This is a genomic window from Dactylosporangium thailandense, from assembly GCF_059739745.1.
The window spans coordinates 1,105,727-1,126,732 of record NZ_AP029195.1; the positions used below are offsets into that span (position 1 = coordinate 1,105,727).

The 21,006-nt window shown below is 70.5% G+C and carries 22 protein-coding genes and 2 pseudogenes; 13 read left to right on the forward strand and 11 right to left on the reverse strand.

Annotated features, from left to right (window positions below):
• Positions 1 to 30: 30 nt before the first annotated feature.
• The gene (locus AC6JBM_RS04730) at positions 31 to 462 is read right to left on the reverse strand and encodes a winged helix-turn-helix domain-containing protein (protein ID WP_497982401.1); all 432 of its coding nucleotides are present in this window, start codon (positions 460 to 462) and stop codon (positions 31 to 33) included.
• A 545-nt stretch (positions 463 to 1,007) separates the two neighbouring features.
• Between AC6JBM_RS04730 and AC6JBM_RS04735 the strand changes: the two are divergent.
• Both AC6JBM_RS04735 and AC6JBM_RS04740 read left to right on the forward strand, forming a co-directional pair.
• Positions 1,008 to 1,178: pseudogene (locus AC6JBM_RS04735) on the forward strand (STAS domain-containing protein); the annotation flags it as partial.
• Positions 1,179 to 1,383: 205 nt separating this feature from the next.
• Entirely contained in the window at positions 1,384 to 1,659 is a 276-nt protein-coding gene (locus AC6JBM_RS04740) for a hypothetical protein (protein WP_497982402.1), read from the forward strand.
• 102 nt (positions 1,660 to 1,761) lie between these two features.
• Here the strand turns inward: AC6JBM_RS04740 and AC6JBM_RS04745 are convergent, their stop codons facing one another.
• The 7 genes from AC6JBM_RS04745 to AC6JBM_RS04775 all read right to left on the reverse strand — a co-directional run bounded on the left by AC6JBM_RS04745 (position 1,762) and on the right by AC6JBM_RS04775 (position 8,377).
• Positions 1,762 to 2,877: an NUDIX domain-containing protein gene (locus AC6JBM_RS04745; protein WP_497982403.1), complete on the reverse strand. Its 1,116-nt coding sequence runs from the start codon at positions 2,875 to 2,877 to the stop codon at positions 1,762 to 1,764.
• Positions 2,874 to 4,109, reverse strand: coding sequence for a methyltransferase, FxLD system (gene fxlM, locus AC6JBM_RS04750; protein WP_497982404.1), 1,236 nt, complete (start codon positions 4,107 to 4,109; stop codon positions 2,874 to 2,876). The genes AC6JBM_RS04745 and fxlM overlap by 4 nt, the downstream gene beginning before the upstream one ends.
• A 226-nt stretch (positions 4,110 to 4,335) precedes the next feature.
• Positions 4,336 to 5,163: a protein kinase family protein gene (locus AC6JBM_RS04755; RefSeq protein ID WP_497982405.1), complete on the reverse strand. Its 828-nt coding sequence runs from the start codon at positions 5,161 to 5,163 to the stop codon at positions 4,336 to 4,338.
• Between the two features lie 82 nt (positions 5,164 to 5,245).
• Positions 5,246 to 5,407 (reverse strand): hypothetical protein, encoded by a 162-nt coding sequence (locus AC6JBM_RS04760; RefSeq protein ID WP_497982406.1) that lies wholly within the window; start codon positions 5,405 to 5,407, stop codon positions 5,246 to 5,248.
• The gene (locus AC6JBM_RS04765) at positions 5,404 to 6,567 is read right to left on the reverse strand and encodes a radical SAM protein (RefSeq protein ID WP_497982407.1); all 1,164 of its coding nucleotides are present in this window, start codon (positions 6,565 to 6,567) and stop codon (positions 5,404 to 5,406) included. The genes AC6JBM_RS04760 and AC6JBM_RS04765 overlap by 4 nt, the downstream gene beginning before the upstream one ends.
• Before the next feature lie 151 nt (positions 6,568 to 6,718).
• The gene (locus AC6JBM_RS04770; RefSeq protein ID WP_497982408.1) at positions 6,719 to 7,954 is read right to left on the reverse strand and encodes a helix-turn-helix domain-containing protein; all 1,236 of its coding nucleotides are present in this window, start codon (positions 7,952 to 7,954) and stop codon (positions 6,719 to 6,721) included.
• 9 nt (positions 7,955 to 7,963) lie between these two features.
• Positions 7,964 to 8,377, reverse strand: coding sequence for an NUDIX hydrolase (locus AC6JBM_RS04775; protein ID WP_497986410.1), 414 nt, complete (start codon positions 8,375 to 8,377; stop codon positions 7,964 to 7,966).
• A 143-nt stretch (positions 8,378 to 8,520) separates the two neighbouring features.
• On the opposite strand from AC6JBM_RS04775, the gene AC6JBM_RS04780 reads away from it, so the two are divergent.
• The 3 genes from AC6JBM_RS04780 to AC6JBM_RS04790 are packed head-to-tail and all read left to right on the forward strand — an operon-like array spanning position 8,521 to position 10,972.
• Positions 8,521 to 9,279, forward strand: coding sequence for a TauD/TfdA family dioxygenase (locus AC6JBM_RS04780; RefSeq protein WP_497982409.1), 759 nt, complete (start codon positions 8,521 to 8,523; stop codon positions 9,277 to 9,279).
• Positions 9,280 to 9,290: 11 nt separating this feature from the next.
• Complete coding sequence (locus tag AC6JBM_RS04785) at positions 9,291 to 9,959, forward strand: HAD family hydrolase (RefSeq protein ID WP_497982410.1); 669 nt, start codon at positions 9,291 to 9,293, stop codon at positions 9,957 to 9,959.
• Positions 9,956 to 10,972, forward strand: a complete 1,017-nt coding sequence (locus tag AC6JBM_RS04790) for a helix-turn-helix domain-containing protein (RefSeq protein WP_497982411.1) — start codon at positions 9,956 to 9,958, stop codon at positions 10,970 to 10,972. The genes AC6JBM_RS04785 and AC6JBM_RS04790 overlap by 4 nt, the downstream gene beginning before the upstream one ends.
• On the opposite strand, the gene AC6JBM_RS04795 is transcribed toward AC6JBM_RS04790, so the two are convergent.
• Positions 10,906 to 11,112, reverse strand: coding sequence for a VOC family protein (locus tag AC6JBM_RS04795; protein WP_497986411.1), 207 nt, complete (start codon positions 11,110 to 11,112; stop codon positions 10,906 to 10,908). The two genes, AC6JBM_RS04790 and AC6JBM_RS04795, sit on opposite strands and share 67 nt — an antisense overlap.
• A gap of 54 nt (positions 11,113 to 11,166) precedes the next feature.
• Entirely contained in the window at positions 11,167 to 11,883 is a 717-nt protein-coding gene (locus AC6JBM_RS04800; RefSeq protein WP_497982412.1) for an HAD family hydrolase, read from the reverse strand.
• Between the two features lie 74 nt (positions 11,884 to 11,957).
• Between AC6JBM_RS04800 and AC6JBM_RS04805 the strand changes: the two genes are divergently transcribed.
• Positions 11,958 to 13,166, forward strand: a complete 1,209-nt coding sequence (locus AC6JBM_RS04805; RefSeq protein ID WP_497982413.1) for a helix-turn-helix domain-containing protein — start codon at positions 11,958 to 11,960, stop codon at positions 13,164 to 13,166.
• A gap of 132 nt (positions 13,167 to 13,298) precedes the next feature.
• On the opposite strand, the gene AC6JBM_RS04810 is transcribed toward AC6JBM_RS04805, so the two are convergent.
• A complete protein-coding gene (locus AC6JBM_RS04810) occupies positions 13,299 to 13,466 on the reverse strand; it encodes a hypothetical protein (RefSeq protein WP_497986772.1) in 168 nt (55 codons plus the stop codon).
• Here AC6JBM_RS04810 and AC6JBM_RS04815 point away from each other — a divergent pair.
• The 7 genes and pseudogenes from AC6JBM_RS04815 to AC6JBM_RS04845 form a co-directional block, all read left to right on the forward strand.
• Positions 13,423 to 13,512: pseudogene (locus AC6JBM_RS04815) on the forward strand (helix-turn-helix domain-containing protein); the annotation flags it as partial. The gene AC6JBM_RS04810 and the pseudogene AC6JBM_RS04815 sit on opposite strands and share 44 nt — an antisense overlap.
• A gap of 656 nt (positions 13,513 to 14,168) precedes the next feature.
• Positions 14,169 to 14,759 (forward strand): hypothetical protein, encoded by a 591-nt coding sequence (locus AC6JBM_RS04820; RefSeq protein ID WP_497986773.1) that lies wholly within the window; start codon positions 14,169 to 14,171, stop codon positions 14,757 to 14,759.
• A 793-nt stretch (positions 14,760 to 15,552) separates the two neighbouring features.
• Positions 15,553 to 17,877, forward strand: a complete 2,325-nt coding sequence (locus AC6JBM_RS04825) for a sensor histidine kinase (protein WP_497982414.1) — start codon at positions 15,553 to 15,555, stop codon at positions 17,875 to 17,877.
• Positions 17,874 to 18,281, forward strand: coding sequence for a roadblock/LC7 domain-containing protein (locus AC6JBM_RS04830; RefSeq protein WP_497982415.1), 408 nt, complete (start codon positions 17,874 to 17,876; stop codon positions 18,279 to 18,281). Before AC6JBM_RS04825 ends, AC6JBM_RS04830 begins: the two co-directional genes overlap by 4 nt.
• Positions 18,282 to 18,410: 129 nt before the next feature.
• Entirely contained in the window at positions 18,411 to 18,893 is a 483-nt protein-coding gene (locus AC6JBM_RS04835; RefSeq protein ID WP_497986412.1) for a GTP-binding protein, read from the forward strand.
• A gap of 14 nt (positions 18,894 to 18,907) precedes the next feature.
• Complete coding sequence (locus AC6JBM_RS04840) at positions 18,908 to 20,113, forward strand: ABC transporter substrate-binding protein (protein ID WP_497982416.1); 1,206 nt, start codon at positions 18,908 to 18,910, stop codon at positions 20,111 to 20,113.
• A gap of 17 nt (positions 20,114 to 20,130) precedes the next feature.
• Positions 20,131 to 20,982 (forward strand): class I SAM-dependent methyltransferase, encoded by an 852-nt coding sequence (locus tag AC6JBM_RS04845; protein WP_497982417.1) that lies wholly within the window; start codon positions 20,131 to 20,133, stop codon positions 20,980 to 20,982.
• Positions 20,983 to 21,006 lie beyond the last annotated feature (24 nt).

Sequence of the window (21,006 nt, forward strand, 5' to 3'; positions counted from 1 at the left end):
GCTGCTGCGTGAGCGGTCGGCAATGGCCGGTCAGGTGGCCGCGCCGCTGCGCGTCGCGGGCGGGGCGATGAGGTTCGCGTAGCTGGCCGGGTAACGCGTGGAATTGCCGTCGGCGCCAACCGCGGTCAGCACCGGCATCTCCGGCGGGATGCCGTCGTCAAGCGCTTCTGGCAGCATCGGCATCCACGCCGTCACAACGTCCCCGGGCGTCAACATGATCGCCACCCGCTCCGGCGGCGCAACGACCTCAGACCGGTACCCGCGAACCGTGGTGATCAGCAGCTCGCGGCGCAGGACGGTGAGCGCTTGCCGGACGGTGTCCAGGCCGCAGGACAGCAGGTGGCACAGGTCGCGTTCCGCAGGCAGGCGGCTTCCTGACGGGTATTCGCCGCTGAGGATCTTGCTGCGGAGACACGCAGCGACGGCCAGGTAGCCCAGCGGACGGGAGAGGTGAACATTCATAGACGCATAATAGAGCCATGTGGCCATTACTCGATAGAGGCTCGGTCGAGCTTCCGCGCCCGTGCGGTGGTGCCCGTACGCGGTGAAAATGGGAGCGCTGTCACGACGGTTCGATTCTCTTCTTCGGTCGACGCTGGCGGCACGCTCGCGCACCTGGCATTCGTTGTGAGCGATGGGCTCTAGCGGGCGCGTGTGCGCGCGGGCGAGGACGTCGCCGTATACGCCCGAGACCCGGCGGCCGGAGACGAACTCCGTCGAGACAACACGCGCTTGGGGTTCTCAGGCGTCGTGGCTGGCGTCTCCTGGTCGCATCGGGCACACCAGGTCTGCGAGGCTACGATGTGCCGACGCGGTGTCTGGCCGCGGGTCGTCGGGAGCTGCGGTGGAGATCTCTGTCATGCCCGGGCCCGGCCCGCTGGTGAGAGTGTCCGGCGAGCTCGACCTCGCCACCACGCCGCGGCTGCGGCAGGTGCTGCACGCCCTCCTTGACGACGGCGCCACCGCGTTGACCATCGACTTGACCGAGGTGGCTCCTCGACTCCACCGCCCTCAGCGTCCTCGTCGGCGTGCACAAACGCCTGCATGACCTCGGTAGCCACTTGGTCTTGGTCGCCCCACACGAGCGGTTGCTACGAATCTTCCGGATGGCGGCCCTCGACCGGGTCTTCGACATCGTCGCCGACTCAGCAGCCAGCCCACGGCCGTCCGCGCCCTGACCAGTACGCCGGGCGTGTCGGCGCCGCATTCCGGCGTGTCGCACGCATGTTCGACATCCGGCCGTGTTGGTGCTGTTCGAGTTCGGTGCACCGGCTTAGGGTGCGGTGACGTTGACCGGATTGGTGGTCGGCGCTTCGGACTCGGGGGTGCGAGATGTCGGGCAAGGTGCCTGGTCCGCGGCAGCAGTGGACGGCCGGTTCCACGGTGGAGATCGTGGTCGGTGGCGAAGCCGGGGTGATGACGACGGGATACGCGCCGGATGGCGCGTTGTGCCGGGTGGATCTGCGGGCTGGTGTGCACGGGTCGGCGATAGCTGGGCTCGCGGACGCGCTGGCCACGGCGATCACGCTGGGGTTGCAGCACGGCGCGCCGCCGGCTGAATATGGGCGGGTGCTGAGCCTGGCGCTCGATCGGGCTGCCGACGGCGACGACGGGCCTGGCCGGCTGGTGCGTGCCGCCATTGCCGGTGTCGACGGCTGACGCTGCCGCCGCGGAGGCCGCGGCACGGTTCGGGCTCGGCGCCGTGGCCGAGGGGGCGGGCGGTGCAGCCGCCACCGACCTAGTCAACGCGCAGCGTGATGATCAGCACTGTGCCGCCCCGATCGGGTACGACCGCATGGTGATCCCGTCCTGATGCAGGTCCCGGTCGATGGCGGCCTGGTCGTAGCCGGCCACGCCGGCATCGGTGAGGATGCGTCGCACCGTCGGATACGGCCGCACGTCGGCCGGGTCGGCGACCACGACCGCGTCGACATGGTGCCCGCCGTCGCGAACGCGCACGGAGTCCGAACCGGCGCGGAACACGAACATCACGAACCGGTAGCCACCGGCCGGGGTCGTCGCGGTGATGTCGTAGACACCGACCGGCGTCAGCGCACCGGCCTCGACATTGGCCTCTTCCAACGTTTCCCGCCGGGCGGCATCCTCGAACGCCTCTCCGGCCTTGATCGTCCCGCCCGGCAGCAGCAGCTCTCCGGCATACGGGCCCCGCTGCTGGCGGACGAACAACACCTGGCCGTGCTCGGTCGGCACGATCGCCAGCGCGGCCACGACGAGCGGCGCCGCCGCGCCTGCGCCTGGCGGCAGTTGATCGGCCAGCTTGCCGGTGGCGGGCGGGCGCGGCGCCAGCATCGAGGCCTTCTCGGCGCAGCGGGGGCATGTCGTCGGGCACGGTGCTTGAGGTGCGGCGTGGGCGAGGCCGCTGTGGTGCAGGATCGTGGCCACGGTGTCCTCGAGCGTCGCGTCGGCGCCGATGACGTGTTCGCCGTCGACGCCGAGCAGGTCGCGTTCGCGGTACCAGCCGGTCATTTCCTCGGCAGTGAACTTCACGGATGCGGCGCGGGCCTGGTGCCGGCGCAGCGTCTCGGTCAACGGGATGTCGAAGTAGAAGACGTGGCTCGGCCCTCGGTGCTCGGCGATCAGCTGCCGCAGCACCGGCGCATAAAACTCGGCGTAGAGGATGCCTTCGAGCACGACGTGGTAGCCGGCGCGCAGCGCGCTGCGGACGGTGTCGGCGATGAACCGTGGCGCCGCTGGCTCGAGGCCGGTCGTCTCGTGTTCGCGGAGCACGATCCGGCGGTGCTCGTCCTGCTCGATCAACGCGCAGCCGCGCCCGTACCGGCCGCGAATCTCCCGCGCGACGCTGGTCTTGCCACTGCTGGAGTTCCCGCGAATCACGACCAGCACGGGCTGGGTCATGCCGCCGCTCCGGTGCCCGGCCAGGTGAGTGCGATCGTGGTGTGCCGGCGTGGTAAGACGAACTGGCCGGGCGCGGTCGCAGGTTGGGTGGTGCCGGCCGGGTGCACGGTGATCTGCGGGTCGGGACCGTGCCGGTGGGCGCGGTTCCATACCGCGATGGCGTCGAGCAGTTGCTCGGTGACGCGGTCGGCGTCGGGTCCGAAGCCGTGCCCGCCGAACTGCCAGGTGTGCTCGTCAAGCCGGCGCAGGGCCAGGTAGGCCAGGCTGTCCGCGGTGAGGAACGCGGGGATGATGGCGGCGAACGCGGCGATCCGGTCTGCGGTGCGGTCGCGGTCGAGGATCAGGCGGCCGTAGGGGACTGGTTGGCTGGCCAGCCACAGCAGCAGCGTCTCGAACGACGTGCGTGGGGGCATGGTGACCGGCGCCCATGCCTCGAGCCGGGGGCCGGTCAGGGCGGCGGTGAGCGCGGCGGGGTCGACCCGGGTGGTGGGGTCGTCGAGGCGGAGCACGATCGTGTCGTCGCCGAGCGGGAGGTGCTGTTCGGGCTGAGCGTCGTCGCCCTGCATCGGGACGAACCCGCACAGGATCATGGACGTGGCGGCGAGGTGGTCACCGCGGCGGGTGAAGGCGATGCTGCGGGTGTTGCCCCGCATCCGCAGCGGCACGACCAGTACGCCGCCTGGCGCGAGCTGGTCGATCCACGCCGGTGGGATGTCCGCCGCCTCGACCGTGACGATGATCGCGTCGTACGGCGCGTGCGTCGGGTAGCCGTTCGCGCCGTCGGTGACGGCGACGGTAACTGGGTGGCCGGTGGCGGCCAGGCCGGCGCGGGCTCGGTCGATGACGTCGGCGTCGATGTCGATCGAGGTGACGCAGCCGTCGGGGCCGACGATCTCGGCGATGAGCGCGGCGTTGTAGCCGCCGGAGCCGATCTCCAGGACTCGGCTGCCGGGGCCGATGCGGGCCTGCTCGATCATTCGGGTTTGCAGCCAGGGCGCGGTCACCGAGCTCATCGCCTGGCCGTCGGCTCCACGCTTCGTGACGAGCACGCCGTGCGCTGCGTACACCGCGGCCATGTCCGTCCCGGGTGGTGCGAACAGCTCCCGCGGCACCGACAGCACCGCGCGGGTGACCGCCTCCGTGGTGATCGCGCCTTCCGCGGTCAGCTCGTCGGTGAGGTGGCGACGCAGGTCGGTCGCAGGTTGTGCGGTTGGGGCGACGTCGGCTACCAAAGGGTTTCCCTTCCGATCGTGGGCACCGGCTCCGTCTGGCTGGGCCTACGGCTGAGCGTTTGCGGTGATGCTGGCGGCCGTACCAGGCACAGGGGCCTGGTTGGGTTTGCGACCGCGACCGACCGTATCGGGCGAAGCTGCCGACGGCTGGACGTTCCGGGGGTACGACCCCACAGTCCGTCGGCTGTACCGGAGTGGGCGACGTCGTCGACGCGGCGAGACCGGGTTACGGGGCGGAACGTGGAGGCGTTCGGCTGCGGTAGGTCGTCCATCGTTGCGATGCGGCGGCAAGGCGGGCGGTCCATGCGTCGGCTGGATTGCGGTCGTGGATCTCGGTCCAGAGTGCTGCTTGTGTCTCGCTGAACGCCTGGAGCGCGGCCCTCGAGGCTGTGCTCCATGTCGTGGTCTTGGCGGCCCATCGTTCAGCGGTGGCCGGATCGTGTCCGGCCGAGACGAGCCATATGACCCAGTAGGCGGCGTCGAGCCAGGGCGCGCCGCGGGATGCCCAGCCCCAGTCGACGATGCGGGCCCGGCCGGCGTCGATGATGATGTTGGCGTTGTTGAGGTCGGTGTGCAGCAGCGCTGAGCCGGTGATGTGGCGCAGATCGGCGGGGGTGCGGGCGTAGTTGCGGAGCCGGTCGCCGGCGTCGCGGAGCTCGATCGGCGGACACGGGGTCTGGGCGATGGCGTCGAGCAGTGTCACGACGGCCGGCAGGTCGGGTGAGTCTGGGCTGTAGTCGGCGGTGTGGCCGTCGAGGGCTTCGAACAGCAGGATGTCCCAGCCGTCGACGTCGAGTCTGGCGACCAACGCGGGTGCCACGCCGTGCAGGTGCGGGGCGATGTCGGCTTCGCGCCGCTGGGTCCATACCCAGCGGTGGTCGGCGGGGAGTGCTTTGCAGAAGTAGTCGCCGGTGGCGGTGTGCAGGCGGGCCGCGACGGAGCTGTTGAGTCCGGTGGCGGCGGAGGTCGCCGACTCGATCGGTCCGGTCGTCGCCGCGATCGCGGCGCGGGTCCGCGGTGGCAGGTCGTGGAAGTCGATTCGGGTGGTCGGCATGGTGTCGTTTGCCTTTCGCGCCGCAGCGCCCTGGGCGGCCGACTCGCGGGTGGCCGTGCAGGGCGCTGGGCTGGGTGTGGTGTCAGTTGTACGGGTTGCTGTCGTTGCACTTGCCGCTGTTGGCCGAGGCCATCGCCTCGACGTCGTCGACGAAGACCAGGGTGGTCGGGGCCGGGGTGCGGCTGGCGATGGGCCGGCCGGTGCTGCGCGGCCGGCGGGTGAGGGTGACGGGTACGGCGGTCATGCGCGGGTCCTTTCTCCGTGCTGGCAGTAGCTGTGCAGTGGTGCCTTCGCCTCCTGGTAGATGCGGGCCAGCGGCCGGCAGACCCGGCAGGTGCTGGTCAGGGTGCAGCCTGTGCATCCACCGGTGCGAAGCATTTGCGCGTCTGCGATGGCGGGCAGGCGCAGGAGGCCGTCAGGGCCTTCGGCCATGAGGTGCACCGGGTTGTCGCGGCCGATCTTGCACATCGTGGCCAGGCCGTGGGGGTCGACGTGGAAGAAGGTATGGCCTGCGGGGCAGCTGTCGAACTCGGCCGGGCCGCCGAGTTGGCCGGGAGCCGCGGACTCGAGGAAGTTCGAGCCGAGGAAGTCCGGTGCCTGGGCTTCGAGCGGTCCTGCGGTGCCGGTGTAGGTCGGCGACATCAGCCCGTATTCCTTGGTCGGGACGCCCAGGGAGTCGGCGAGGGCCCGCATGGCGTCGACCTCGTCGACGTTGTGCCGGGTGATGATGATGGTCAGTTCCACGGGGAGCTCGGCGGCCCGGGCGGTCTGGACGCCAGCGTGCATGTTCGTGAACGCGCCCCTGGTGCGGGTCAGCCGGTCGGCTGTTGCTGGAGTCGCGCCGTATAGCGAGACGACGATCTTGTGAGGTGGCCGGTTCCGGAACAGGTTCATCAGGTGTGGCCGGGCGAGACGGGAGCCGTTGGTGAGGATTTCGATCATCATCCCGGCCTGGTGTGCTCGTTCGTAGACGGCCGGGAAGTCGGGGTCGATAAGCGGCTCCCCGCCGGTGATCTGGAACCAGAACACGCCCATCTGCACCAGCATGTCGATCAGGCGCAGTTTGTCCGGCAGTGGCAGCCCTTCGAACGGACGGAGTTCCAGGTAGCAGTGTTCGCAGGAGAAGTTGCAGCCCTTGTTGATCTCGTACGTCGCTCGGCTGTACGACACGGCGGCGGTTGATGGGGCGCGCACGGCGAGCGCGTCGTCGACGCGTTGCCCCGTGAGGTCGATGTTCCACTGGCGGCGTGCCCCGTCGATGAACCATTCGGGCACAGGCCGTCCGGCGTCGTTTCGGTCCTGCAGCTCGGCGTAGTAGGCGGCGGGGAGACTCATACCCCTGCTGTGTCCCGGCCGGACTGCCATGAAGAGGTCCTCCTGCGGACTCACGATCGCCTCATACATTCCGCCTCCTCCTTCCGATCCGCTGCGGTTGCTGCTCATACCGACGGTAGGTTCGACGGCGCGAGAAATGGCCGATGTGGATGGGTACACCACCGGTAGCGGGACCTTGTACCAGCGCCGGCGACGCCGACCGGCGGTACTTAGGCGCGCGTCAAGGGAGATGGACCTGGTCGCCGGCGAGCCGGTTGAGTGCCTCGAGCGCGTATGCGGCCAAGTCAGGGCTCTGGCGGAGTGCGACGCGGTGTGCGCGCTGGATCTGGTGTGGCAACCGCAGGCGGACAGCTGTATCGACTGCTCGCTCCATGAGCGCAGTCGCGTCCTGCTCGCTGCCGGCGGCGAACAGGACGTCTGCGACAGTGATGTCGCCGATGACGACCCACTGCGGTGCTGTCCCGGCGGGCGACCAGCCGGTCGTGTCCACGATGCCTGCTGCGGTGGCTGCTCGGCCCGTGGCCTGTAGGCCCCTGAGCTGGACCTCCAGCAGAGCAGCGTCGGAGACTATCGGGTCGTTGACCGGTTCGGTGTCGCGGGCGCGTTGCAGCAAGTCGAAGGTCGCGTCGAACGTCGTGGGATCCCGGGCGATCCGCGCCAGCTGCAGCAGGGCAGCGCTGCGTTGCCGAGGCGCGTCGAGGGCGACGGCCTGGGCGATGCGTACGGTGGCAGCGGCGTGCCGGCCGGCCTTGCGCAGCTCGTTGCCGTGCGTGCGCAGGCAGTAGGCGTGCAGGTCGGTGTCGTCGAGGTGCGCCGCGATGCGCAACGCCCGTCCCGTCCAGCGGACGGCGAAGCCGAGGCGCTGCTCGGTGAGCACATAGCCGAGGGAGACGCCAAGCTCGGCACGGGCCCGTGCCAGGATGTGCAGCGTCTGCCGATCGATCATCCCTTCGGCGGCGCGGGCCTCCAGGCGGGCCACGAGCGGCCAGAGCTCGTTGACGGCGGCGGGGGCCTGGCCGGCTTGCCGGGCGAGCACGGCGAGCCGGACGGTGGCGTGCGCGAACTGGATCATGGCCATGAAGTCGGCGCTGCCGGTATCCGCTACCCCGACGTGGTGTGGTGGGACGCCCAGGTGGCGCGCGATGCGCAGCCGACTGTCGACGTCGGTGACATCGCGTCGGCCGGTCTCGATGAGGGAGATGTAGGAGGTGTCGTAGCCGAGCTGCTCAGCGAGGGAGTGCTGGCTGGTGCCGGTGGCCCGCCGCCAAGCGCGCATGATGATCCCGAGGTTGCCGGTGGACAGCGCGGCCTGTGCGTTGTCGCTGGTCCAGAGCCACAGCGCCGACGCCGGGACCGGTCGCAAATCGAGCGAGCTGCCGGCTGCGGCCCGGCACGCCGGACATGGCCGCCCCGGTGCAGTCTCCGCCACGTCGGCCCCACACACGGTGCAGCGCATGCCGTTGTCCTAGTCGTGCGCTGGGGTCGCGAGCCGCTCGTACCAGTCGTGGATCGAGCGCCGGTAGCCCGTCGGCATGGGCAGGCCGTCAACGTCCGCCAGCCGGAACAGCCCCGCTTCCTTGTGCTCGCTGCTGACCTGTGCCGGAGAGTCGGTGTCGACGGTGCATCCGTACGTTACGATCAATACATCGACACCGTCACGGATGTGGTACTGCCACGCGTCGAGGATCGGACCGACCGTGACGGTCCAGCCGGTTTCTTCGGCGATCTCCCGTGCCACACACGCGATCGGATCCTCGCCCAGCTCCAGTTTGCCGCCGGGCAGTTCCCATTCGTCGCGTTCATTGCGCAGTAGCAGCACGAGGCCGTCGCGGACACAGACACCCTTGATCGACACAGGGAACGCGTGCGGTCGAAACATCTCGTCCTCCGACACAGACCGGGTGCCCCGGACCGTAGCACGCACGACGCGGGCAGCACGCGCGTTCGAGGTTGACAACCAGTCACTTGCTGGCTGCGCAGCCCGCCGAGCAGGGTGGAGTTCTGCCGCACACGAGGTGGACCATGATTTCGCACTGCCACATTGACCTGGACGATCTGGACGACATCCGCCAGCTCATGGCGACGGCGTCCGTCGATGGCATCGCCACCATCGAGGGCATCGCCGATCGCAGCGGCCTGCTGCGGTTCGCCCACACGGCGCTGACGATGCACCGGCACCGCGACAGTGACCCCGACGGCATCACCGTGATCCACGATCGTCGTGTTCTCGCCCGGCAGCCCGGGTGTGCTGGGTTCGGCCGGCACGAGCTGGACCTGCATACGGAGTCATCGGCCTTGCCGCGCCCGCCAGCGCTGATGGTGCTGTACTGCCAGCAGGCAGCAGCGACCGGCGGAGCCTGCCACCTCGTCGACGCCGCAGTCCTGGTACGCGAGCTCGCCCACCGCGACCCCGAACTTCTCCAGCTACTCAAGACCCCTCGCAGTGCACTATTCGGCGGCGCGGCGGGCCACCTGGGCGCGGTCCTGACGATGGACGGCACGCGGATGAGCGTCCGACTTCGTCTGGACGGTCTGGTGCAATACTCGCCGCTGTTGGCTCGGCGTGTGCCGGACCTCCGTCGCGTCCTGGCTGACCTCGTGGTCACGGTGCAGCTGCAACCCGGCACGGCGTACCTGCTGTCCAACACACGATGGCTGCACGGTCGCGCCGCGTTCGCCGGCGAGCGGGTCATGTACCGGGTGCTGGGCGACCCGCGCGACGGCTTCGCCATGCCGGCCGGATTCCCTGACCCTGCACCAGTCGAAACCGCAGTGCCATGATCACAGCGGTAGTGTTCGACATCGGCGAGACCCTGCTCGACGACACCAGGGAATGGGCAGCCTGGGCGGACTGGCTCGGCGTCCCGCGGCACACGCTCTCGGCGATAGTCGGGGCTGTGGTGGCAGCCGGCCGCGACAACCGGGAAGCGTTCACCTACTTCCGCGACGACTTCGACGTGGAAGCAGAACGCGCCGCCCGCGAGGCTGCAGGCCGTGGACAGATCATCGACGACTCCGACCTCTACCCCGACGTCCGGAGCGCGCTGTCGGCGCTGCGTGCCGGTGATGTATGGGTCGGCATCGCCGGTAACCAGACGGCGCGGGTCGGGCAGATGCTCCGCGACCTGCACCTGCCCGCCGACGCTATCGCGACCTCGGCCGAATGGGGCGTCGGCAAACCGGATCGCCGCTTCTTCGACCGGGTCGCGGCGATGCCGCCGAGCTGCCCCGGCGAGCTGCTCTACGTCGGCGACCACCGGGACCATGACATCCTCGCCGGCCACCACGCCGGCATCCGAGCCGCGCTGGTCCGCCGAGGACCCTGGGGCCACCTCTGGCACCACGAGCCGGCTGTCCGATCAACAGCCGAGTACGTCGTGCACAACCTGACCGAACTCGCCGACACCGTGCTGGCCGACCGGACCCGCGCTTCCCAACCGCAACCGGGCCAGCAGCGATGATCCAAGACCTGGCCGCGAACATGCAGGCAAGTCCACGGGCATCGGCTGCGATGGCCTTCGGCGTGCGACTGCGTGCCCTGCGGCAGCGCCGCGGCCACAGCCAGCACACGCTCGGTCGGGAGATCTTCTACAGCCGCGAATACGTTGCGCTCGTCGAGCGCGGCCTGCGCCCACCGACTGCCACCTTCGTTACCCGGGCTGAGACCGCGCTGCACGCCGGCGGTGAACTTCAACGAGAGTTCGCATACGTCGAACAGGCCCGCGAGCGGGAAGCGCAGCGGCGTGCTACAGCCCCCCGCGTACCACGCCGCCGCAGCAAGATCATGTCTGCCGCCGACGCCCTGTGCACCGTCCATGGTGCTACGACGGCAAGTGAGCCCTCGGCGGCCTGGTGGACGGCCTTGGACGTGCTGCAGCACGTGCTCCAGGACGAGATCGAGCCGCACGACGCCGAGGCCGAGGTTGTCGATCTTGAACGCCGTTGGACGACCCTAGCTGCTCGATCCGACGGCGAGACGCCATGGGCCGACATCGCAACTGAGGCCGCGTTGGGGATGGCCGGAGCCGGCGCGCTGCTGCAACGGTCGCTGCACGGCGACCACGTCGCACGGCTCGTAACCATCGCGCGGGCTTTCGGGAGGCTGGCCGGCGACGCGTTGATGATGTTGGGCCGTCCTGGCTCGGCATGCGCCTGGCAGCAGTTGGCAGACACTGTCGGTCATCGTGCAATGCGGCCGAAGCTGGGAGCAGAACCCGCAAGTCCTGATGCGGCGGAATCCGCGGTGCATGCCGAATCGCCACGTCGTTGCGCACCACCCGGCCGGTACACGGTGCGGGCCGCCCGCCGCATGGAAGCGTGCAGCGGGCGGCCCGCGAGTCAGCGACCGTCGGTGTACCGGCGTCATCGGCGCAGGTGGGAGGGCGGTATCGGCCGGGCACCACCAGATCAGGATTGCGGGATGTACGCGACTTCGAGCCGTGACCCGTTCGGATCCTCGACGAACGTGGCGTAGTACCCGGCGTACTCCGGGAAGTCACGCGGCGGGTGCACGATCGTTGCTCCCGCATCGACCACCGCCCGGTACGCGGCGTCGACGGCTTCCCGGTCAGCGACTCGATACGCCAGATGCTGCAGTCCAGGCGGTGCCGTCAGGTGCTTCGGCCGGGTCTGGCATGTGGCTGGCGTTCGTCAAGTGGTGCTGCTGCGTCATACCGGTGAGGACAGCAGGAATGCCTCGATCGCGGCGGTGTCGGTAAGGTCCGGCCACGCGGCGACGGCACCGGCGGCGAGCAGCTGCTCGACGGACTCGCCGCCTGCGGCGACCCCGACGGCGTGAGCGCCACCGTGCAGGCCGGTGTTGATGTCGTGGCTGCTGTCGCCGATCACGACCGTGTTGTCGCGGTCGAAGACCGTGCCGTACTTGGCCGTCGCCCGGCGCTGGGCGATGGCGACGAGTTTGGGCCGGTCGGTGTCGTCGTCGCCGTAGGCGCCGGCATCGAGGTCGACGTAGCGGTCCAGGCCGAACACCTCGAGCTTGATCCGGGCGACCTCGCGAAGGTTTCCGGTCAGCACCGACTGCACCAGCTCCGGCCGGTCGGCGAGTGCGGCGAGGGTCTGCTGTGCGCCGGGCAGGACCCGGCCGCGCCCGGCCAGCTCGGTCCGGTGCCGGTCGTATTCGGCCGGCAGCTCTGCCATGTACCGAGACAGGTGGGGTTCGTCTTCGGAGATGCCATGCAGGCGCAGGGACGCGGTGAGGATCGACGGCTCCGTTTGCCCGGTTACGTCGGCCTTGTGCACCATTGGCGTACCGGTGGCGGTGTGGAACGCATTCGCGTACAGCTCGCCGCCCACTCCACGGGTCTCGATGAGCGTATGGTCGATATCCCAGAGGATCAGCCGACGGCCGGACCGAGAAGCGATCATCCTTCAAGTCTGCCAGACCGCGCTGACCTTGCAGAGGCACAGCCGGTCCGGACGACGTGCGGTGGGGTGGCGGTATGGGGATCGACGAGTGGGCGATCGGGCACCGCATCGCCCATCACCGCATGCGCCGTGGCCTCACCCAGGAGGAACTCGCCGGGCTGGCTGGCATCTCGCTGTCGATGATGAAGAAGATCGAGTCCGGCGCCCGGACCGTGACCCGCTTCGCGCAGCTGGTGTTGTTCGCGCAGATCCTGCGGGTCGCGGACCTGCGGGATTTGACCGGAGTGCCGATGTCGATGCTGCCGGACGGCCGGCGCGGGCATCCAGCGGCCGACACGGTCCGCACCGCCGTCCTCGGACGCGGCCACGGTACCGAACCGGTGGGTCTGGAGCGGTTGCGCCACCTCGTCGGCCGGGCATGGGGTACCTGGCAGGAGCCGTCGAGCTTCCGCTACGACGCGGTCGGGCAGTACCTCACCGAGGTGATCGGTCTCGCTCAGGCACAGGTCAAGATGTCGGCTGGGGAGCGGCGGCAGGAGGCGCTCGCGCTGGCCGGCACCGTCTACCAGCTGGCCCGCACGTGGACCAAACGGGTCGGCGAGTACGACTTGTCCTGGGTCGTCGCCGACCGGGCCGTCACCTGCGCGCTCGACGTAGGCGACCCCGATCTGGCCGGCGCGGCGGCGTGGAACCTCGCCATGATCCTGTCCGCGCAGGGCAAGACCGAGCAAGCACGCAGCGTCGTACGGCACGCGATTACCGACCTCGACGCCCAGCTCGGCGACACTCCCACCCCGGCGCGGCTCGCCGTCTTCGGCGGTCTGCATCTGCTCGGGGCGACCGAGGCCGCCCGCGAGGACGACGCGCAGGACGCCTGGAATCTGCTGGACACCGCGGCGGCGATCGCTGCCCGCACCGGTGAGACGAACCATCACAGGATGGTGTTTGGTCCGACGAACGTGGCCCTGCACCGCATCTCCACCGCGATCGAGCTCGGTCGTACCCGCGAAGCCCTCGACCTCATCGAGCGCACCGACGCCCGCAATGCGGCCTCGGTCGAACGCCGCCTCACCTTCCACATCGAAGCCGCCCGCTGCTACACCCGCCGCGACAACCCCGTCGCCGCCGTGCACATGATGAGCCGCGTGCTGCGCGACTCGCGGGACGAACTGCGCTACAACCCGATCGCCCGCGAGACCCTGCGTCAGCTCGGCGCACGTTGCACACCGTCGATCCGCGCCGACCTCGACCCCCTGCTCGAAGCAGCCGGTCTGACACCGTAACCCGCCCGTCGGCGGCCGAGGGGCACTGGCAGTGTCCCTCCCTCACCGTGCCTGCGCCCATCCACCGCCGTGCATACGGTTGCCCATGTTCCGCGACGCCACCGGCCGACCGCCGCTGGCCGGCCCTGCGGTTCACGGCCGTGAGGAGGTGGATGCGGTGGACTCGACGGGATGCGTCAGCACGTCCGGTGCGTCGTCCACGGCGCTGCCCGAGCCGGGAGCGGCGACGTTCGCCGCGGCGCTGCGAACGTGGCGGTTGACCCGCGGGCTGTCGCAGGCGGCGCTGGCGGCACAGATCATGTACTCCCGGTCGTTGGTCAATCTGGTCGAGAACGGCTATCGGCGGGCCACCGAGGCGTTTGCTCGTGCAGCTGACACGGCGCTCGACGCGGGCGGGCAATTGCATGCCGTACGAACCACGGCCACTGCAGCCGGTCACGTGCCGACGGTCCCGACGAGGCAGCGCCAGGAGCTGGACGTCCCCGTCGCCGGCACTTGTGCCGGGCAACACCCGGACAGTGCTGTCGCCGCCCGGCTCGACCGGATCGCAGACCGCCGCGCCGGTCGTCGCCGTCTGCGCCGGCCGCAAGCCTTGCGACCTGCCACGACGCCGATGCGTCGGCCACCGTCCAGGCGCACCGCGTCAGGCGCTCGCGCGTGGCACAACCACGCGCCCCGCCGCTTGTACCGCGCCGACCTCTGGCGTATCGGCGGCCACGCCGACCAAATAGACGTCGGCGAGTGCGCACGGGCGCCGCCGGTTCGTGGCCTGCTCGGGCCTGACGTTGTGGTGGATCGCCCACCGTGCGCGCCCCATGGTGGGCGCTGCGGCGAGCAACAGGCGCTGCCCGAGCACCGCACCGACGGCCCGGGCATCAGCTCGCAGTCGTCACGGGCCAGGCCGCACGCGAGCGGTCCGGCAAGTGGCCTGAGACAGCAGTACCAGCACGTTGTGGCGTCCCGGCCGGGACGTCACCACAGACTCAGCACAGGAGGCATGCGGTGGGCGGCTCCACCATCACGCCGGCCGGAACCGGCCGACGGGCGGCCGACATCGGCGGGCAAGGCGGGCTGCACACGCTCGGGTCCGGCGCCGTGGCGCGTGTGCCGTGCGGTCCCGTCGTTCGGCGCCGTCGCCGGCGGCGTCAGTTGAACGGTGCTGCAGCCGCCGCCATCCGGCACGTCGCCGCCTCAACGAACGTTCATGTCGATCCGGAAGAGGTTGTTCTGATGCGCACGGCCGTGTCCGACGCACCATTTGCAGGTCCGTCCGCCGATGTCGTGGATACAGCGTTGTGGTTGCACGGCGCGTTCCTGGTTGAGCTGCATCGCGCTGATCCGGTGACCGGCAGCGGCTGCGTGGAGGCTGCGTGCCGGACGGGCGGGCAGGGTACGTGCTGGGTCCGGCCGTTTGCCCGACGGCTGATGGTGGCGAGCAGCGGGGCGTGGGTGCAGCGGTGGACGGCTCGCCACGACGCGCGCTCGTGTGGCCTGCCGGTGCTCGATGTTCTGGTAACGGCCGACCGGTCGGCGCCCGCAGTGGCTGACGACGCGGAGCGCTGGGACGGCTCGGTGTCCGGGGCTCGGCAGTGATGGCGGACCAGGTGTGGATGGCTGGGGTGGCGGAGGCCGAGGCGGCTGCGGACACGGTGCTCGGGGTGGTGGACCGGGCTGGCATGGTGGGGTGGCTGGCACCGGACCCGGTCGACGTCCTGCGGCTTCGTGGTGACCTGCGGGTGTTGGTGCGCTGCGCGGTCGAGCGGGGCATGGTCCATCTGGCGGATGACCGTTCGGCGGTCGCGGTGTGGCTTGACCCACCGGCCGACGGGCGGTTGGTACCGGATCTGCGCGGGTTGCGGCGGGGTCAGGTTGACGACGTGGCGTGTGGGCGGCGGGTCATGACCGGGTCTCACATCGTGGCGCGCCAGCAGGGGCGCCGGGCGCTGGTATCTCGACGTTCGTCGACCACTGGCTGCGGCGCGCAACCGGCGAGAAGCGGGACAACCATGACGTGTCCACTATCGCGGCAGCCACCACTGGACGAGCGGGCATCCGATCGGGTCGTGCGGTCCGGAGCCGCCATCGAGGCACACAACAGCGAGGGGGCGGGGCCGCTGGCCCGCACGGGTGTGCGAATGGCACACCGTGCGAGGGCTACCAGCGGCAGGCGTGAACCAGCGGGGGCCGGGTCCGGCGCTTACCGCCGCGCAGCCGCAAGCCGAGGGCTCGCGTGTCCCGGCGCCACCGGCAGGGGCGGGGCGCGATGACGACACGTCAAGCGAAGCCGGGACGTTCGCGCCCGTCGGACTCGGGTGTGCGGGCCGCCGTCGAGGTCCAACGCCGCGGTAGCTGGCTGCGGAGTCGGCGGATCCGTACGAAGCTGGCGATGATTCTGTTGACACCGGTCGCGGCGATTCTGGTGCTGGCTGGTGTGGTCGGTTACGACGGTGTCGCTCAGGGGCAGCGTGCGGAGCAGGCTCGGCAGGTCGTGTCCCTTGGTGGGGACGCGGCTGTGCTGGTGGCGCAGCTGCATCACGAGCGGGCCGGCGCGGCGCTGGTGTTCGCGTCGGGGCTTGCTGACGAGCCCGTCATGACCGCGTTCCGGCGCCGTGTGTTGGCGACGGACAACGCGGCGGCCGCGTTTGAGCAGCGCAGCCGGTCGGTGCGGGTGTCGGCGGATGTGCGGTTGGTCCTGGACCGGGTCGCTGACGGGCTGGGTGACGTGGCGGCGCTGCGCCAGCAGGTCCAGGCCGATCCGAAGGCCGTGTCGAGTGTGGTGTTGTTCCGGTACCGGGCGCTGATCGCGGATCTGCTGACCTTCCGGCAGGCGTTGAGCCAGATCGGTGTCCCGGCGGCGACGGGCAATGCGCTGCGCGCGGTGGCCGCACTGTCGCAGGCGATCGAGGCGCAGGGCCTGCTGCAGGTCGCGGTGGTCCGGGCTGCTGGTGCCGGGGAGCTGACCCCGGCGGCGCAGCAGGAGATCGTGAGCGCCTCGAGCGGATACGCCGATGCCGTGGTGGACTTCCAGTTGTTGGCGCCGGCGGAGTGGCGCACGTCGTTGAGCGCGCGGCTCAACGGTGCAGCGGTGCTGCAGGCGGAACGGACGCAGGGCATCGTGTCCCGGACGCCGCCGGGTGAGCGGCTGCGGCTGACGACTGATGTGCCCGGCTGGTCGGCGGCGGTCGGTGCCCGGATGGATCTGCTGCACGAGGTCGAGGCGTCCGCGGACCGGCAGATCTTGGCCGAGGTCACCGCGCAGCGGGATGCTGCCCGCCGGTCCGCGGCTGTGGTGGCGGGGCTGGTCCTGGCGGGTCTGCTGCTGACCGTGCTGGTCGGTGCGGTGTTCGCGGTGTCGTTGAGCCGGTCGTTGACCCGCCTTCGGGACGCGGCGGCGGATGTGGCGACGGTGCGGCTGCCGGACCTGGTCGCGCAGATCGATGTGCATCATGCGGACCCGGCGGCGGTCGCCACGCTCGTCACGCGGGCTGCATCGCCGATCGCGGTGGACGGCACCGACGAGGTGGGGCAGGTCGCGGCGGCGTTCAACGCGGTCGCGGATGCGGCGGCCCGGCTGGCGTCCGGTCAGGCGGCGGCGCGGGCGTCGGTGTCGGCGATCGTGGCGGCGCTGGCGTTCCGGTTGAAACGACGTTCCGACGGACTGACCGTCGCCCTGGACAAGCTGCAGGCTAGGCAGACCGACCCGGACGTGCTGCAGGGTCTGTTCCACATCGATCATGAGGCGACCGGGTTCCGGCGGTTCATCACCAGTCTGCTGGTGCTGACGGGTGAGCACGCCGGCCGCCGGCAGCAGCCGGTTGCGCTGGCGGACGTGCTGCGCGCGTCGGCGCAGGGCCTGGAGCACTACACCCGCGTCGAGACCCGCGTCGCCGACGCTGATGTGCGGATCGTGGGTGTGGTCGCCGAGGAGCTCATGCATCTGCTGACGGAGCTGCTGGACAACGCCACCAAGTTCTCGCCGAAGCATGAGCCGGTGATGCTCGAAGCGGCACGCGTCGGCACTCACGTCCACATCCACATCGCCGACCGGGGGATCGGCATGAGCGAGGAGCAGCTGCGGCAGGTGCGCAGCAGCTTCGACCGGGCCGGTCTTCACGAGGCGATGACCCGGCACATGGGCATCCCCGTCGCCGCCGCGATCGCCCGCCGGCTGGGCATCACGGTCACCTTCCAGTCCGGCGGCAGCCCGGGCACCCGCGTGGATGTGACGATCCCGCAGGAGCTGTTCCTGGTCGAACCCCAGCCGGCGGTGCCGCCCGCGCTGCGCCCGGCCGTTGCCGCGCCGTCGCCGGCGAACGCGGCGACCCAGGAGCTGCCTGCGGTGTCATCCGGGATGGCTGGTCAGACGTGGGCGCCGATCCCCGCGGCAGATGCGGACGCTCGCGCCATGGTGGCCGAACCGCCGCCGTCCTTGATCTATGAAGAGCTCCGGAATTTGGAGCCTGCACCGTTCACGACCGGCCCGCCGGACGAGCTCACCGATTTCGAGGAAACCGGCGCCGGTCTGCCGCAACGCCGGTCCGGCCGGCGCTACCAGGCAGACCCGAAGGACGGCCAGCACCGTGCCGGACTGACGGCTCCTGGCGTCCGCGATCCGCGACAGACCCGGCTGCAACTGTCCGGGTGGCAGCACAACCGCGCGGGGAGCCCCCGCACACCCCAGACCGCTCACCTGATGGAGGCACCGCGATGACCGTAGGCAATCCAGTCGACGAGTGGAACTTCCTGCTGGAACAGCTGTGCCGGACGCCAGGCATCGACGGTGCCATCGCGGTGTCCTCCGATGGGATCTTGCAAGCCCGCAGCGAAGGTCTGGACCGAGATGACGCCGAGCGGCTGGCCGCGGTCACGTCGGGGATGTCGTCGCTTGCCGAGGGCGCAGCCCGGGTGATGCGCAGCGGCGCGGTGACCCGCAACCTCATCGAGACAGAAGGCGGCTACCTCGTGGTCGCCACCGTGAACGCGTATTGGATTCTCGCCGTCGTCGCCGCAGCCTCCAGCGATCTCGGACAGATCGGCTTCGAGATCGACTCGCTCGCGAACGCGGTGAAAGACACGCTGGGACCGGCCCCGGCGCACGCGGCGGCGCGTGCATGAGCACGGGCCTGGACCAGCCGGGCCACGGCATGACAGCCCGGCGTGCCGCCGCGGTGAAGGTCGTGGTCGCTTGGGGGGTTCGGGGTCGGCAAGACCACGTTCGTCGCCGCGATCGCTGACACCACTCCGCTGACAACCGAGGTGCCGCTGACTCCGTCGGCGACAGGGACCGTTGATCCGGCGGCGGTGTGGGTGAAGGCGACGACCACGGCCGCGATGGACTTCGGCCGGTTGACCCTGACCGCCGGCTTGGTCGTGTACGTGTTCGGCACGCCTGGCCTGCAACGGTTCCTGCTCCTGCGCGACGAGCTCGTGCCGGGGGCGTCGGGCGGCGTGGTGCTCGCCGACCCGGCCCGGATCGGCGACTGCTTCACCGTCGTCGACTGCTTCGAGCAGCGCCGCCTGCCGTACGTGGTGGCGGTCAACGCCTTTGACCACGGCCGGATCTACACCGACGCCGAACTGCGGGAGTCGCTGCAGATCCGCGACGACGTCCCGCTGCTGCACGTGGACGCGCGCCGCCGTCACGACGTGCGTGACGTGCTCGCGCTGCTGCTGCAGCACGCCCTGTCCGCCCGCCGGACCCCGGCGGCTGTCCTGACCCAACCCTGAGGGAGCCCTCCGACATGTTCCGACCCCGACTCCGACGATCCCTGGCCACGGTGACCACCGTCGCCGCGCTGGCCCTGGCCGGGTGTTCCGGCGCCGCCGTGCACAGCTCCGACAACCCGGCGGCCGGCGGGCCCCTCGTCGTGGGGTTCCTGACCCCGAAGACCGGCCCGTACAAGGCAAGCGGCGAGGATTTGGTCCGCGGGTTCCAGCTGTATCTGGACACGCATGGCGGCAAGCTCGGCGGCCGGAGCGTGCAGCTGAAGGTCGAGGACGAAGCCGACGGCAGGCAAGCGGCCGCAAACGCGGCGAAGAAACTCCTCGAGCAAGACAAGGCCACGATCCTGGTCGGCGGGGCGACCGCCGACACCACGTTGAGCATCCAGGACATGGTGGCCCGGGCGAAGATCCCGTTCGTCGGCACCGGCGGCCGGCCCAGCACCGTCAAACCGGAGGACCTGCCCTACATCTGGCACACGTCGTGGCTGTCGCGGGAGGTCGGCGCGGCGATCGCCGAGTACGTGCAGCGCACCGCGGGCGGCCCGGTGTATCTGCTCGGCCCGGACTACACCGGCGGCTACGACAACGTCGGAGGGTTCGCCGACGCGTTCAAGGCCGCGGGCGGGGTGATCGCGAACGAGAGCGGGAAACCGGCGTGGACGCCGTGGCCGGCCACCACGGACTTCCTGCCGTTCCTGAACAAGATCGACCCGGCCAAGGTCAAGGGCGTCTTCACGTTCTACGCCGGGGCTCCGGCCGTGGCGTTCGTACAGCAGTACGCCAAGGTCCTCGGCGGGAAGGTCCCGTTGTATGCGGCCGGGTTCCTGACCGACGAGTCGATCCTGGACGCCGAAGGCCCAGCGGCCGACGGGATCTACACGTCGCTGAACTACGCCGCGGACCTGGACAACCCGGCCAACCGGGCGTTCTCCACCGCGTTCACCAAGGCATACAGCACCAGCCCGCGGCTGCTCAACGTCACCGCCTACGACGCCGCCGCGGTCATCGACGCCGCCGTCACCGCCGCCGGCCCGACCGCGACCGCGGCGCAGATCAACGAGCAGATCGGCAAGCTCGGCCAGATCGACAGCCCGCGCGGCCCATGGCGGTGGAGCAAGGACCACTCGCCGGTGCAGACGTACTACCTGCGCGTGGTGCGCAACGACGGCCGCGGCCGCGCCAACGTCAACGTCCAGCCCCTCGCCACCCTCGGCACCACCTGACCCTGGGGAGACCCTCGATGACCACCAGCAGCGCAACCGGCAGCGGGCCCGGGCCCGACACACTCACCGACACGGACCGGGGCGGCCGGTCGACGTACATGTTCGACAACGCCTCCACGCAGGGCACCACCCAGGTCGACTACCTCAGCCAGATCCTCGACCCGCACACCACCGACGTCGTCGACGGCATCGGTGTCCAGCCCGGCTGGCGGGTCCTGGACATCGGTCCCGGCGCGGGCAGCGTCACCACCCTCCTCGCCGGGCGGGTGGCGCCGTCCGGGCGAGTGACCGCGGTCGACATCGCCCCGCAGCACGTCCCCACCCACCCGTGCATCGAGGTCGTGACCGGCGACATCCGCACCGTGGATTTGCCCGCCGGGGCGTTCGACCTGATCCATGCCCGCCTCGTTCTGATGCACCTGCCGGAACGCGCCGGCCTGATCAAGCGCCTGGCCGGGATGCTGCGGCCGGGTGGGTGGCTGGTGCTGTCGGACTGGGACTGCACCTGGCGGCCGATGCTCATCGCCGCCATACCCGCCGTGCAGGCCGCGTTCGAGACGTTTCAGGACCGGCTCGCCGAGTTCGCCGAAGCCCACGGCGTCGACGCCGCCTGGGCCCGCACCGCACCCCTCGACGTGGAGGCGGCCGGCCTGACCGCGGTGACCTCGGTAGCGCACACCCGGCTGTTCCGCGGCGGCGAACCGGGCCTGCTGCTGCACGCCAGCAACTCCCGCCAGCGTGAGGACGCCCTCCTCGCCGCGGGGATGACCGCCGCCCAGCTGCAGACGCTCCGCGACGGCATGCAGGACCCGGCCACGGCCGGCTACGCGTACCTGATGTTCACCACCGTCGGGCAGCGCCCCGCCTAACCCCGCTGCCCGGCGCCGTGCAGC

Bases quoted from the DNA above. Each gene is read 5' to 3' on its own strand.
- AC6JBM_RS04730 (WP_497982401.1), bottom strand. From the start codon at position 462: ATGAATGTTCACCTCTCCCGTCCGCTGGGCTACCTGGCCGTCGCTGCG.
- AC6JBM_RS04745 (WP_497982403.1), bottom strand. From the start codon at position 2,877: ATGACCCAGCCCGTGCTGGTCGTGATTCGCGGGAACTCCAGCAGTGGC.
- AC6JBM_RS04755 (WP_497982405.1), bottom strand. From the start codon at position 5,163: ATGCCGACCACCCGAATCGACTTCCACGACCTGCCACCGCGGACCCGC.
- AC6JBM_RS04760 (WP_497982406.1), bottom strand. From the start codon at position 5,407: ATGACCGCCGTACCCGTCACCCTCACCCGCCGGCCGCGCAGCACCGGC.
- AC6JBM_RS04765 (WP_497982407.1), bottom strand. From the start codon at position 6,567: ATGTATGAGGCGATCGTGAGTCCGCAGGAGGACCTCTTCATGGCAGTC.
- AC6JBM_RS04770 (WP_497982408.1), bottom strand. From the start codon at position 7,954: ATGCGCTGCACCGTGTGTGGGGCCGACGTGGCGGAGACTGCACCGGGG.
- AC6JBM_RS04775 (WP_497986410.1), bottom strand. From the start codon at position 8,377: ATGTTTCGACCGCACGCGTTCCCTGTGTCGATCAAGGGTGTCTGTGTC.
- AC6JBM_RS04780 (WP_497982409.1), top strand. From the start codon at position 8,521: ATGATTTCGCACTGCCACATTGACCTGGACGATCTGGACGACATCCGC.
- AC6JBM_RS04790 (WP_497982411.1), top strand. From the start codon at position 9,956: ATGATCCAAGACCTGGCCGCGAACATGCAGGCAAGTCCACGGGCATCG.
- AC6JBM_RS04800 (WP_497982412.1), bottom strand. From the start codon at position 11,883: ATGATCGCTTCTCGGTCCGGCCGTCGGCTGATCCTCTGGGATATCGAC.
- AC6JBM_RS04805 (WP_497982413.1), top strand. From the start codon at position 11,958: ATGGGGATCGACGAGTGGGCGATCGGGCACCGCATCGCCCATCACCGC.
- AC6JBM_RS04810 (WP_497986772.1), bottom strand. From the start codon at position 13,466: ATGATCTGTGCCGCCAGCGCCGCCTGCGACAGCCCGCGGGTCAACCGC.
- AC6JBM_RS04825 (WP_497982414.1), top strand. From the start codon at position 15,553: ATGATTCTGTTGACACCGGTCGCGGCGATTCTGGTGCTGGCTGGTGTG.
- AC6JBM_RS04830 (WP_497982415.1), top strand. From the start codon at position 17,874: ATGACCGTAGGCAATCCAGTCGACGAGTGGAACTTCCTGCTGGAACAG.
- AC6JBM_RS04840 (WP_497982416.1), top strand. From the start codon at position 18,908: ATGTTCCGACCCCGACTCCGACGATCCCTGGCCACGGTGACCACCGTC.
- AC6JBM_RS04845 (WP_497982417.1), top strand. From the start codon at position 20,131: ATGACCACCAGCAGCGCAACCGGCAGCGGGCCCGGGCCCGACACACTC.